This window comes from Pseudomonas sp. GL_135, assembly GCF_057834665.1.
Map to the genome: position 1 here is coordinate 5,004,857 of NZ_CM174408.1, position 12,412 is coordinate 5,017,268.

The window sequence follows — 12,412 nt, forward strand, 5'->3', positions numbered from 1 at the left end:
ACCTTTATGCGTCTTCAAACGGAACACTGAACACCCATGGCCAAACGCCAACTCAATCGCCGCCAGAACTGGCGCATCGAAAAGATTCAGGGCGAACGCGCAGCGCGTGCCGCCAAACGTGAATCAACCGCTCTCGAAACGCTGGAAGGCGGCGATCTCGGCCCCGAGCAAACGGGCCTGGTTATCGCGCACTTTGGCGTGCAGGTAGAAGTCGAAGCGCAGGACGGCGAGCTGCAGGGCCAGGTTTTCCGCTGCCACTTGCGCGCCAACCTGCCCGCGCTGGTGACCGGCGACCGTGTCGTCTGGCGCGCCGGCAATCAGGGCATCGGCGTCATCGTTGCGCAGTTGCCCCGCGATACCGAGCTGAGCCGCCCGGACAGCAGAGGCCAGTTGAAGCCGGTCGCCGCCAACGTTGATTTGATCGTCATCGTTTTCGCACCGATGCCCGAGCCCCACGCCAACCTGATTGATCGTTATCTGGTTGCCGCTGAGCACGCGGGGATTCGTCCGCTGTTGCTGTTGAACAAGTTTGACTTGATCGACGATCAAAACGCGCCTGCGCTCAATGCGCTGCTGGCCGTTTATCGCACGCTGGGTTATCCGGTGCTGGAAGTGTCGGCCCACCACGGCGACGGTATGCAGCAGTTGCAGGACCAGCTGGATGGCCACATCAGCGTGTTCGTCGGTCAGTCCGGCGTCGGTAAATCCTCGCTGGTCAACAGCCTGCTGCCGGAAGTCGGCACCCGCGTCGGGCCGCTGTCGGAGTATTCGGGCCAAGGCACGCATACCACCACCACTGCGCGCCTGTTTCACTTCCCGCGCGGCGGCGACCTGATCGACTCTCCGGGCATTCGCGAATTCGGCCTCGGCCACGTCAGCCGTGCCGACGTCGAAGCGGGCTTTATCGAATTCAACGATCTGCTCGGCCGATGCCGCTTTCGCGACTGCAAACATGACCGCGAACCCGGTTGTGCCTTGTTGCAGGGCCTGGCAGACGGCCGCGTGCAGCAGCAGCGCATGAACAGCTATCGCTCGATCATCGCGAGCTTGCCGGAAAGCAGTTACTGATTCAGCGGTAGTGGCCAATCCGATTTAGGCCTTCCCGGCTGACTGCGGTCCCAGCGCTTGAACTGCGCAAACAAAAACGCCGCGATCATCGCGGCGTTTTCGTGTCTGCAACCCAGTATCAGTTCTTTGTTTCGTCGATCTTCAGCTGGCCCTGATCGAAGATGTTCAGCTTCTGCCGAATCTCGTGGGGCTGGGCGTAAGCCTGCGGATCAACTGCAGGTGTGGAGGTCGATGCCCCCGGCGGGTTGGCCGGTCCGGCAGCGCCAGGCACAGGCGCTGGCGCTGGCGAAGCGGCTCCCGGTGCATCCGGCGTTTGCGGTGCTTCACCTGAATTCTGCGCACCCTCGATACGCTGCTGCGCTTTCTTGGTCATCACCACAATGTCGATGCGACGATTGATCGGATTTTGCGGGTGCTCCTTGTCATACAGTGCCGAAGACGCATAACCCACTACGCGCGCCACCTGCTGATCCGGATACCCTCCCGCGAGCAACGCCCGGCGAGCGGCGTTCGCCCGACCCGACGACAGCTCCCAGTTGCCGAAGCCGTTGTTGCCGACAAAAGGCGTCGCGTCGGTGTGACCACTGATGCTGACTTTGTTCGGCACCGCTTTAATGGTGTCGGCCATGGCCAGCAAGATGTCTTCAAAATACGGTTTGAGCTTCGCACTGCCGATGTCGAACATCGGGCGGTTTTCGGCGTCCGTGATCTGGATACGCAATCCGTCCTGAGTGATCTCGAACAGAATCTGGTCCTTGAATTTTGCCAGTTGCGGATTCTCGTTGATCTTGGTCTGCAACTCTTGCAACAGCATCTCCAGACGGTCCTGCTCAACCTGCTCGGCGGCGGCGTCCTGCTGATCAGCGTCGACCGGCACGCGATCCGGCGCAGGCGTGGATTTCACCTCCGGGTTCAGCGTCTGGTCAGGGGACATTTCCGGCGACCCCCCCAGATCAATCACATAGGGCGAGCCACTGTCGGAGAACCCCACAGGGTCCTTGAAATAGCCGGCGATGGCGATCAATTGTTCGGGCGTGGCCGACGACATCAGCCAAAGCACCAGGAAGAACGCCATCATCGCCGTCGCGAAGTCGGCAAATGCGATTTTCCAGGCGCCGCCGTGATGCCCTCCGCCGTAGCGCTTTACGCGCTTGATGATGATTGGCTGATTATTTTCCATGGATCAACGACCGCGAACAGCTTGTTCCAGCTCGCTGAAGCTGGGGCGATGGGCCGGATAGAGAACCTTGCGACCGAACTCCACGGCCAGCGAAGGCGGCACGCCGGACGCCGACGCTACGAGCGACGCCTTGATCGATTCATAGACGTTCATTTCTTCCTTGGCGTCGTGGGCCAGGGAAGTGGCCAACGGGCCAAAGAAACCGTAAGCCGCGAGAATACCGAAGAACGTACCCACCAGAGCAGCACCTACGTGCATGCCGATCGCTGCCTTGTCGCCGGAACCCAGGGAGGCCATGGTCACGACGATACCCAATACTGCAGCAACGATACCGAAGCCCGGCATGGCATCGGCGACACCGGTCACTGCGTGGGAAGGGTGCTCAAGCTCTTCTTTCATGCTCAGCAATTCCATGTCGAACAAGCCTTCCAGCTCGTGGGGCGCCATGTTGCCGGAGGACATGATGCGCAGGTAATCGCAGATGAAGGCGATCATGCGGGTATCTTTGAGCACGCCAGGGTATTTAGCGAAGATCGGGCTGTTCTCGGGCTCTTCGATGTCGCCTTCGATGGCCATCATGCCTTCGCGACGACTTTTGTTGAGGATCTCGTAGACCAGGCCCAGCACTTCGAGGTAGTAGCCGTGGGTGAACCGGGTGCTGAACATCTTCAAAGACTTCTTGATGACCAGCATGGTCATATAGCCCGGGTTGGCTTGCAGGAATGCACCCAGCGCCGCACCGCCGATGATCATGACCTCGAAAGGCTGGATCAACGCAGCGATCTGACCGTGGGACAGTACGTATCCGCCGAGAACGCTCGCGAAAACGACGATGATGCCGATAATTTTTGCCATAGGTAGAAAATACTTACTGAGTCGGGTTCATGGTCATTGTGCGAGAAGCGCTTGAAACTCTTGTCCTGCTTATCGGCATGAATGCGCCAGACTATAGTCAGATCACAGGAAAATGCTGATCGATGCATGGCCCAGGACGTTGCGTCCATGAGGGCCAGCATGATGCCAGTACCCTACATTGATCAAAACCTCCCAGCCGTACGGGTGTTGTGAATGCAATCAGATAAAGCTTCTTCGCTCCCTGTTCCGCGCACCCTCGATACCTGGATAAAGCAGCTCGACGGCATCGCCTTGCCGGTGCCCGCCGTGGCGTATAAACGCGTGCAGGCGGCCTTGACCGATAGCCGCCGCTCGCTGCGCGATATTGCCGACCTCATGCAGGACAGCCCGGCGCTGGTGCTCAATGTATTGCGCGAAGCCAACTTGAACAGCCCCGCCACCGCTCAGACTGCGGAGAGTCTGGAAGTCGCCATCAACCGATTGGGTCTGGCGCGCACTGAAGCGCTGCTGGCGCGGCTACCTTGCGTCGATGCACGGGATATTCCGGTGGCGTTGCGTCAAATACAGCTGATCAGTCAACACGCCATGCAACAGGCTTACGGCTTGTTCGCCAATCAACTGGCCCGGCTGTGGCAGGACATCCATCTGGGCAGCCTGCTGTTTCTGTCGCCGCTCTGGCCGATGGCGCTGGCGCACCCCACATTGCTGGAAGCGTGGGAGTTGCGGGTTATCCACAAGGGTGAGTGCGCGAAGACTGTGGAAAACACGCTGTTTGGCGCGCGGCTGGTGGATTTGTGTCTGGGGCTGGCACAGCATTGGCGCCTGCCGGTCTGGGTGACCCAGGGTTACGAACTGCTGACTTCACAGCAACGCAGTCTGGTAAGCGTGCTGCGCATTGCCCACAGCAACGACGATCCGCTCAAGCAGCAACAGCAACTCGACGCCGACCTCCCGCTGCGGCGCTGGCTGAACCAGCCCGCGAATACAATTCTGCTGGCCAACGGTCTCGCGCTATCGGCGCACCAGGCCTGGGACACGCCGCATAGTCTGCGCTGGCAGCTATTGACCAGCCTGTACCTGCAGCAGCCACTCGACGAGCTTCAGCAGCAGGTTCATCAGAACGCGGCGGCCAGCGCTCGCCAGCATTCCGGCCCGGATATCTGGCACCCGGCGCAGGCGTTGCTCTGGCCGTGGAATAGCCGTCGGGTTCATAAAGGCCTGTTGCCCGCCCCGCCGCCATCGCCCGATGCCTTGCAGCTGTGGCGCAAGCACTGCGCCGATCTGCTGAAAGAACCCGGCATTTTCATCAACGCGATGCACCTGACCACCTGCGCCCGGGATGCGCTGGTGGCGGCAGGCATGCAGCGGGTGGTGCTGTTGATGACCGATCGCAAGACCGACAGCCTGCGTGTGCATCAGATCGCGGGTGTAGACAAGTCGGCCGCTGCGCTGCTGGTCCCCTACAAGGACAGCACTGTGTTGCAACGTCTGTTAGCCCAGCCAACGCAGTTGCGCGTGACGCCGGCCAACAACGCCCAGTTTTCTGCGTTGCTCCCGGCGCAACTGCGCAATTTGTTCAGCGGCGAAAATCTGTTGATCCGCTCGCTCACCAGTAATGGACGCGTGGTGATGATGGTGATGGCCGATCAGGGCGGCGGACCGTTTTCCGAAGTTTCCGTCCAGGCTTTCGGCAAAACCGGCCAGTGCATCGAGAAAGCACTCACCACCTTTAGCCATCGCAATGGCTGACGGCTGAGCTACAATTCGCAACCTTTTCGCGATCCGGAGACGCTAGATGTCTGCCTTTTCAAGCTTGCCGCTGGTCATCGAGCCCGCAGACCTGCAAGCACGCCTCAGCGCGCCAGAGCTTATCCTGGTCGACCTGACCAGCCCGGCCCGCTATGAGGCCGGCCACATTCCCGGCGCGCGATTCGTCGATCCGAAACGTACGCAATTGGGCCTGCCGCCTGCGCCGGGGCTGCTGCCCTCGCACACGCAGCTCGAAGCGCTGTTCGGCGAACTGGGGCACAATCCCGACGCTGTGTACGTGGTCTACGACGACGAAGGCGGTGGCTGGGCCGGCCGGTTCATCTGGCTGCTGGACGTCATCGGACACAAAAAGTATCACTATATCGACGGCGGCCTGCTCGCCTGGCAAGCCGAGGGCCTGCCACTGTCGACAGAGGTGCCAAAAGCCGTCGGCGGTCCGGTTTCGCTGACCTTGCACGATGAGCCCACCGCTACACGCGAATACCTGCAAAGCCGCCTGGGCGCCGCTGACCTGGCGATCTGGGATGCGCGAGCGCCTACGGAGTACTCAGGCGAAAAAGTCGTCGCTGCGAAGGGAGGCCACATTCCCGGTGCCGTGAACTTCGAATGGACCGCCGGCATGGATCAGGCGCGCAACCTGCGCATCCGCAAGGACATGCCGCAGATCCTTGAAAACCTGGGCATTACCCCGGAGAAAGAAATCATTACCCACTGCCAGACCCATCATCGCTCGGGCTTCACCTATCTGGTGGCCAAGGCGCTGGGTTACCCGAGGGTCAAGGGCTATGCAGGCTCGTGGGGCGAGTGGGGCAACCATCCGGACACCCCGGTCGAAAAATAAAATCGGCGCCCACGTCGCGTCGATCCGTATTCCCTTTTTCAAACGTTTTAGGAATTTTGATGAAACAGCGTCTATTTATCCTTTTCCAGTATCTGCTTCCCCATCATTTGCTGTCGCAACTGGCGGGCTGCGTGGCCGAATGCCGCGTTCGCTGGTTCAAAAACACGTTTACCCAATGGTTTGCGCGCCGCTATCAGGTCGACATGTCCCAAGCTCAGGTCGAGGACATCACGGGATATCAGCACTTCAATGACTTCTTCACCCGTGCCCTCAAGCCGGGCGCTCGCCCCCTGGACGCGACACCGGGCGCGATCCTCTGCCCTGCGGACGGTGCGGTCAGCCAGCTGGGCCCGATCGAACACGGCCGAATTTTCCAGGCTAAAGGCCACAGCTACAGCGTGCTGGAGCTGCTGGGCGGCGATGCGCGTCTGTCCGCGCCGTTCATGGGTGGCGAGTTCGCGACGGTTTACCTGTCGCCAAAGGATTATCACCGCGTCCACATGCCGCTCGCCGGCACCCTGCGCGAAATGGTGTACGTACCGGGCCGTTTGTTCTCGGTGAACCAGACCACGGCGGAAAACGTGCCGGAGCTGTTCGCCCGTAACGAACGCGTCGTGTGCCTGTTCGACACCGAGCGCGGTCCTATGGCCGTCGTGCTGGTCGGCGCCATGATCGTTGCCTCGATCGAAACCGTGTGGGCGGGCCTGGTCACGCCGTACAAGCGCGAGCTCAAGACTTTCCGCTACGACGAAGCAGCGCGCGCACCCATCCACCTGGACAAAGGCGCCGAGCTGGGTCGCTTCAAACTGGGCTCCACGGCCATCGTGCTGTTCGGACCAAACCAGGTGAAATGGTCCGAACTGCTGGCCGCCGGTTCGCCCGTTCAGATGGGTCAGGGCCTCGCGCTGCCATTGCAGGCCTGATTCTTGCCTTAACTCATACCTGAGGGGCGTGATGCTGTTTTTCTGGCGCGAACTGTCATCGACAGTCGCGTTATCACGCCTCACTCAGGATGCTGCGTCTGGCCGGAGTACACCGTCCCAGACTGCGACAGTTGCAGGATGCTGCTAGAGTCCCCTGTCAGTGCTGTAGGAAACTTCGCTTTCAGTGGACGTAAACGTGCTTTTTTCGCTCGGCGAGGGTCCTTGACCTAGAGTTCGACGCCGCCGTTCAGGCCTGTGTTTGTTGGAGTTTGCCTGTCACATGAGTTATTTAAGCCTCCCACTGTTGTTGCGCGCACCTGTGCCGACGCAGTCGAGCCTGTCGTTCTGTGACGCGACGCCAAAAGACATGAAGCGCTGGATCGCCACGCTGCCCAAGGCCAATCTCGGTGAAATGGCACGCCAGCTCTATCAAGGGCTCGGCGAGCTGAACCAGTTGCTCACCCCCAGCGACAACCGCATGCAGCTCCTTGAACTGCTTCGCCCGGAAGTCTTTTTCGTGTGCAAGCACTTGGAGCGTCACTTCCTGAACCAGTCGGTCGTTCTCGAAGAGCGTCCGCGCAAGGTCGCCAACCTGTGCCAGGCCCTGCAGAACCACCTTGCCATTGGCTACAAACAGATCATCGCGCGAGTCGCCGTAAAGCTCACCAAGGATCGCATCAGCTTGCTGACCACTGCCCTTCAGCGCGCACTCAGCTGCCTGAACGGCCCGCTTATCCGCGCCAACCAGCTTTACTGCCCGGTGCAGGACGGCCTGTGGCTGGAGATGCATCAGATCTACCAGATCGCCCGCCAGCATCAATTGCAGAACGTGCCGGTTGCCGACAGCCTCGCCCACAACACCCAGGCGATGAGCGTGGAACAGACGTACACGGTTGCGCTGCTGATGGGCTGTTCGCGCTGCAATCAGATGCGCCAGCACAACATCGGCAAGCTGGCCGAGGCGCTGGATGCGTGGAGCGCGATGGTCACGCTGCAGCAGCCGCTGACCAGCGACAGCCTGTACGCGGTGTCGCCAGGCACGGACACGGCGCCGCGCTACGCCGCACTGTACGACGACAATCAGCGCCCGAATTTGCTCGGCATCGACCCCCGCCCTCTGTCGGCTGCACTGGAGCGCTACACCGAAACAGCCGTCGAAGAGCGCCCCAAGTTTGCGCTGAAAGTCCCGGCAGGGTTGTCCATCGACGTCCTGCAACACCTCGCGGCCGCTTGGGGCGATGTGTCGGAACGCGCGTTTCAGCGCACGCCAGGGCAAGGGACCGTGACCGTTTGCGTGGGCATGAGCGCTTTGCACTATTACGTCGGCGGCCAGCAGTCCTTCAGCGACCTGCTGCAAATGTCGACCCTGTCCCGAGTGGCTGAATACACGCTGCAGCCCCTCAAACCGGCGAAGCACGATCCATGGGCGCAAACAGCGGACGCGCAACGCGATGGCACATCGAACACCATGCTGCCGTTCGAGGAAATCGAATACAAACGCGATGACGCTGAAGGCAATGCAGCGTCCGACGGGCAAAAGAGTTTCCCGACGTACGCCCTGCATATCGTCAATCACAGCCCTGGCGGCTACTGTCTCGCCTGGCCGAAAGAAGTACCTGACCAACTTCAGGCCGGTGAGATGATCGGCATTCAGGACCATGGCCACGGCTGGAGCATCGCAGTGGTGCGCTGGGTGCGGCAGGTCCGTGGCGGTGGCATGCAGATGGGCGTTGAACTGATCGCGCCCTTCGCCCAGGCCTGCGGCATGCAGCTGACACGCGCTGAGCAGAGCAGTCAGTTTTTGCGCGCGCTGCTGTTGCCGGAAGTTCGCGCCATCGATGTACCCGCAACGGTGATCGCACCCAGGCTGCCGTTCGAGGATGGCTCAAAGGTGCTGATCAATACCAGTGGCGAACAGCGACGCGCGAGCCTGAGCAATCGCCGTGCGACGACGGGCAGCTACAACCAGTTTGAGTATCAGATTCTTGAGGGGCCGAAAAAGGCCGCCGCGCCAGACGGCGGGGGCCCTGAGCAGGAATTCGACTCGCTGTGGACGGTGCTGTAAGCCATCGAGGCATCCCTTGCAGATGCCTCAACGTCCACGCTTTTAAGCGCTGCGCCCTTCCCGGTCGCGGAATCCCAGCAAATACAGCACGCCATCCAGACCCAACGTGGAGATGGCCTGCTTCGCCGACTGCTTGACCAGCGGCTTGGCACGAAACGCCACACCCAGTCCGGCTATCGCGAGCATCGGCAAGTCATTGGCGCCATCGCCCACTGCGATCGTCTGCTCCAGACTCAACCCTTCCTTGCCGGCGAGCTCGCGTAACAGATCGGCCTTGCGCTGGGCGTCGACAATCGGCTCGATCGCGTTACCCGTGCACTTGCCGTCTACCACCTCCAGCTCGTTGGCGAAGATGTAGTCGATGCCCAGTTTGGCCTGCAGCTGGCGAGCGAAGTACGTAAAACCGCCCGACAGGATCGCGGTCTTGTAACCCAGCCGCTTGAGTTCGGCGAACAGCGTTTCAGCGCCTTCCGTCAAACGCAACGATGCGCCGATCTCGTCCAGCACCTTCACATCCAGGCCTTTGAGCAGCGCCAGTCGCTCTTTGAAACTGGCGCGGAAATCCAGTTCGCCACGCATGGCGCGCTCGGTGATTTCCGATACGCGCTCACCGACGCCGTGGGCTTTGGCCAGTTCGTCGATGACCTCGGCTTCGATCAGCGTCGAATCCATGTCGAACACCGCCAGACGACGGTTGCGGCGGAACAGTGAATCCTGCTGGAACGCGATATCGACGTTCAGCTCCTGGGCAACATGGAGGAATTCGGCCTGCATCTGCTGAGGATCGACTGGCTCGCCGCGCACGGAAAACTCGATGCAACCCTTGCTCTTCTCGGTGGGCATGTCGAGCGGCATACGCCCGGAAAGACGGTCGATGCGGTCGATGTTCAAGCCATACTTGGCAGTGATCGCGCTGACCGTCTGCAGTTGCTCGGCGGTGACCTTGCGGGTCAGCAGCGTTACGATATGCCGCGCCTTGCCCTGGCCGTCGACCCAGTGCTGATAATCAGCTTCTGACACGTGGGTAAAGCGCACTTGCTGTCCCAGTTGGTCGACTGTCGCTTGGACGTTCTGGCGCACTGCCGCGCCTGCTTCGGTGTCGGGGATATCGACCAGAAGGCCGAATGACAGCGCGTCGTGAATCACCGCCTGACCGATGTCGAGAATGTTCACGCCGCCTTGGGCCAGCACACCGGTGATGGCCGCAGTGAGACCCGGACGGTCTTCACCGGTGATGTTTATCAGGACGATTTCGCGCAAGGCGCACCCCCGCAGTGGAAAAAAACCGCATTCTACGCACTTTCAGTGACCGCCGGGCACAGCCAGCGCTTTGCCGCCACAGGGTCGCTCGCTATACTGCGCCCCAACTTCACCACGAGAGCCGTGCTCAGTGAACCGGCCCACGCCAGTAAAAACCGATAATTTCTTCTTGCTGATCTTCCGGGCATTGCGTCATCGACGTGTACCGATTGCTTTGCGCATCGCCAGCCATAACGTGATCCTCGTCGCGCTGGCTCTGGTGATCTACGCCTGCGTCATGGGTTTGCAATTCAAGCAAGCCATGCACGAACAGGCCGACGCATTGGGGCAAGCCCTGACCACGCAGACCGCCACGTCCGCCACCGAATTGCTGGTGTCCAACGACATCCTCAGCCTCAATGTGCTGCTGGGCAATCTGGTGAAGAATCCGCTGGTGGCCCACGCGGCTATTTATAGCCCCGACAACCGCATTCTTGCCGAAGCCGGTCAGCGTCCGAAGAATGGCTTGCTGGGTGAGGCGGAAGGTCTCTACGAGATCAAGATCACCTTCCAGGATGTGGTCGCCGGCACGCTGCGTATCAGCCTGGACATGGCCCAGTTCCAACAGCCGCTGACCATCAGCTTGCAGAGCATGGCGATTCTTGCCGGTATCCTGCTGGCACTGGCACTCGCCTTGAGTCTGCGCCTTGGGCGTCATATCTCCACGCCGATGCTGCAGCTGCGCATGTGGCTGCGCTACATAGATCCGTACACGCCGGCCACTGATCGTCAGGACGAGATCGGCGATCTGGCGCGTCAGTTGAAGACTTCCTACGCGCCGCCAGAACCGGAACCGGCGCCCATTCCCGAGCCTGCACAGGTCGAGGACGAGGAAGACGCTTCGCCGGAGTTCGACAGCAGTGACCTGAGCGACCCTGACTTCGATGACGTGCCAAAGCCGCGCGCCACGGTGATCCCGGCACGACGCATCGCCGCCGAGGAAGATGAGGAAGACGAAGAGGATCCGTTTGCGGACCTTCGCGACCACTCCCCTGCCGCACCAAAACCCGCACCGCGTCCGATCCTTCCGGTCGTTCCATCGCAGCCGCAGTACAGCGCCGTGCTGGCCGTGCAGCTGGGTTCGCAGGAGCAACTGCGCCGTCTGCCGCGCACACGCCTGACCGAGCTGCTCGAGCGCTATCGTGACTGCATTGATCAGGCCGCGTCTCTTTATGACAGCGAGCTGCACACCTTGAACGATGGCAGTTCACTGATGGTTTTCAGCACTCAGGACAGCGGCGATGACTACCTGACCAATGCGATCTGCTGCGGCGAGTTGCTGCGCGCATTGAGCCACGCGTTGCAGATCGAAGTCGCTGACAGTGGCATTACCCTGCAATTGCAGCTGGGCCTGACGCTGGGCGAAGGCTTGCACGGCATGAACCAGATCGATCTGCTGCTGACTGAAACCGCGCAGGACGCCCTGGCACTGTCGCAGCACAGCCGCAATCTGCTGTTGGTGGAGCGCAAGATCAGCGAAGACCCGACCATCCGCCAGCGCGCCCGCATCCGCCCGATTGCAAGCCCGGAAGGTGCAAGCTGTGTCGAGCGTCTGATGGAGCCGTACCCATCGATGCTGGAACGCCAACTGGCGCGCATGCACGAGGCGCGCAAGGCCTAAGCGTCACCCACAAAAAAGCCCGCATTGCTGCGGGCTTTTTTGTGGGCCAATCTTAGAAGCGGAACACTTCAAGATCGGTGCGGATCGGTGATGCCATCGGGATCTTGGGCTTGTCCTGATCGGTGCGGGTTTTCGCCGGCGCTGTGGCCTTTTTAGGCACATCCGCCACCCAGGGTTGATTGGCGATTGGCTTGACGGCCACGCTCAGCTTGTCCGCCAGGCGCTGCAGCAAAATCCCTTGCGCCCTGACCTGTGCAGCTGAAGAGCCTGCGTGCGGTTCTTCCAGATGGATCAGCTTGCTGTCGCGAACGTTTCCGCGCCGGTCGAGCAAACGCCACTGTGCATCCAGTACCGCTGGCTGCTTCTCGCCCGAATCCAGACGAGTGATGGATAGCACCACCTGGGCATCCGGCGTGAAGCTGGCCGCTGCGGGGGCCATGACCACACGTTGACTGTCGAGTTTCCAGGCCAGTTGGCGCAGAAGCAGTTGATCGATGTCAGCAGACAGGCTGCCAGCCCAGCGACCATCGGTGGATGCCTTGAGGCTGCCATCGGGTTGGCGCTGCAATAATGTTTCACGTTGCAGATAGTCGGCAACTGTCACAGGCCCCAGCACAACGGCGACCCCGCCGCTGTGTTTCGGTTGCCCAGGATCGCCGCTGTCCAGTTGATAGAGCGACGTGGGCTGATGAACGCTGCACCCGGCCAAACCCAGAACGCCGGTCAACAACAGAACACAGGGAACACGTAGAAAATTCATCATCCCGTCCAAGTGGACGCCGTGTAACGC

General features: G+C 60.8%; 9 protein-coding genes and 2 pseudogenes. 7 read left to right on the plus strand and 4 right to left on the minus strand.

Going from position 1 to position 12,412, the window contains the following annotated elements; translation table 11 throughout:
* Window positions 1-36: 36 nt before the first annotated feature.
* Entirely contained in the window at window positions 37-1,068 is a 1,032-nt protein-coding gene (gene rsgA / locus AC3ISG_RS22180; protein ID WP_065987812.1) for a small ribosomal subunit biogenesis GTPase RsgA, read from the plus strand.
* 118 nt (window positions 1,069-1,186) lie between these two features.
* Here the strand turns inward: rsgA and motB are convergent, their stop codons facing one another.
* Both motB and motA read right to left on the minus strand, forming a co-directional pair.
* Entirely contained in the window at window positions 1,187-2,248 is a 1,062-nt protein-coding gene (gene motB, locus AC3ISG_RS22185) for a flagellar motor protein MotB (protein ID WP_122533827.1), read from the minus strand.
* A 3-nt stretch (window positions 2,249-2,251) separates the two neighbouring features.
* On the minus strand, window positions 2,252-3,103 hold the full coding sequence (gene motA / locus AC3ISG_RS22190) for a flagellar motor stator protein MotA (protein ID WP_037015764.1): 852 nt from the start codon (window positions 3,101-3,103) through the stop codon (window positions 2,252-2,254).
* 213 nt (window positions 3,104-3,316) lie between these two features.
* On the opposite strand from motA, the gene AC3ISG_RS22195 reads away from it, so the two are divergent.
* The 4 genes from AC3ISG_RS22195 to AC3ISG_RS22210 all read left to right on the plus strand — a co-directional run bounded on the left by AC3ISG_RS22195 (window position 3,317) and on the right by AC3ISG_RS22210 (window position 8,702).
* Window positions 3,317-4,852, plus strand: a complete 1,536-nt coding sequence (locus AC3ISG_RS22195) for an HDOD domain-containing protein (RefSeq protein ID WP_489297976.1) — start codon at window positions 3,317-3,319, stop codon at window positions 4,850-4,852.
* A gap of 46 nt (window positions 4,853-4,898) precedes the next feature.
* The gene (locus tag AC3ISG_RS22200) at window positions 4,899-5,714 is read left to right on the plus strand and encodes a rhodanese-like domain-containing protein (protein ID WP_272633090.1); all 816 of its coding nucleotides are present in this window, start codon (window positions 4,899-4,901) and stop codon (window positions 5,712-5,714) included.
* A 53-nt stretch (window positions 5,715-5,767) separates the two neighbouring features.
* Window positions 5,768-6,637 (plus strand): archaetidylserine decarboxylase, encoded by an 870-nt coding sequence (asd, locus tag AC3ISG_RS22205; protein WP_489299575.1) that lies wholly within the window; start codon window positions 5,768-5,770, stop codon window positions 6,635-6,637.
* Between the two features lie 280 nt (window positions 6,638-6,917).
* A complete protein-coding gene (locus AC3ISG_RS22210) occupies window positions 6,918-8,702 on the plus strand; it encodes a molecular chaperone (RefSeq protein ID WP_489297977.1) in 1,785 nt (594 codons plus the stop codon).
* Window positions 8,703-8,744: 42 nt separating this feature from the next.
* Here AC3ISG_RS22210 and serB read toward each other — a convergent pair whose 3' ends face one another.
* Window positions 8,745-9,962: a phosphoserine phosphatase SerB gene (serB, locus tag AC3ISG_RS22215; protein ID WP_122533832.1), complete on the minus strand. Its 1,218-nt coding sequence runs from the start codon at window positions 9,960-9,962 to the stop codon at window positions 8,745-8,747.
* Window positions 9,963-10,092: 130 nt separating this feature from the next.
* Between serB and AC3ISG_RS22220 the strand changes: the two are divergent.
* Both AC3ISG_RS22220 and AC3ISG_RS22225 read left to right on the plus strand, forming a co-directional pair.
* Window positions 10,093-10,815: pseudogene (locus tag AC3ISG_RS22220) on the plus strand (AhpA/YtjB family protein); the annotation flags it as partial.
* Between the two features lie 102 nt (window positions 10,816-10,917).
* Window positions 10,918-11,622, plus strand: a pseudogene (locus tag AC3ISG_RS22225) (histidine kinase); the annotation flags it as partial.
* A gap of 52 nt (window positions 11,623-11,674) precedes the next feature.
* Here the strand turns inward: AC3ISG_RS22225 and AC3ISG_RS22230 are convergent.
* Window positions 11,675-12,382, minus strand: a complete 708-nt coding sequence (locus tag AC3ISG_RS22230; RefSeq protein WP_489297978.1) for a PqiC family protein — start codon at window positions 12,380-12,382, stop codon at window positions 11,675-11,677.
* Between the last annotated feature and the right edge of the window lie 30 nt (window positions 12,383-12,412).

What these genes read in the sequence shown, in the direction of transcription:
- rsgA (WP_065987812.1), top strand. Translation starts at nt 37, where the DNA reads ATGGCCAAACGCCAACTCAATCGCCGCCAGAACTGGCGCATCGAAAAG.
- motB (WP_122533827.1), bottom strand. Translation starts at nt 2,248, where the DNA reads ATGGAAAATAATCAGCCAATCATCATCAAGCGCGTAAAGCGCTACGGC.
- motA (WP_037015764.1), bottom strand. Translation starts at nt 3,103, where the DNA reads ATGGCAAAAATTATCGGCATCATCGTCGTTTTCGCGAGCGTTCTCGGC.
- AC3ISG_RS22195 (WP_489297976.1), top strand. Translation starts at nt 3,317, where the DNA reads ATGCAATCAGATAAAGCTTCTTCGCTCCCTGTTCCGCGCACCCTCGAT.
- AC3ISG_RS22200 (WP_272633090.1), top strand. Translation starts at nt 4,899, where the DNA reads ATGTCTGCCTTTTCAAGCTTGCCGCTGGTCATCGAGCCCGCAGACCTG.
- AC3ISG_RS22210 (WP_489297977.1), top strand. Translation starts at nt 6,918, where the DNA reads ATGAGTTATTTAAGCCTCCCACTGTTGTTGCGCGCACCTGTGCCGACG.
- AC3ISG_RS22230 (WP_489297978.1), bottom strand. Translation starts at nt 12,382, where the DNA reads ATGAATTTTCTACGTGTTCCCTGTGTTCTGTTGTTGACCGGCGTTCTG.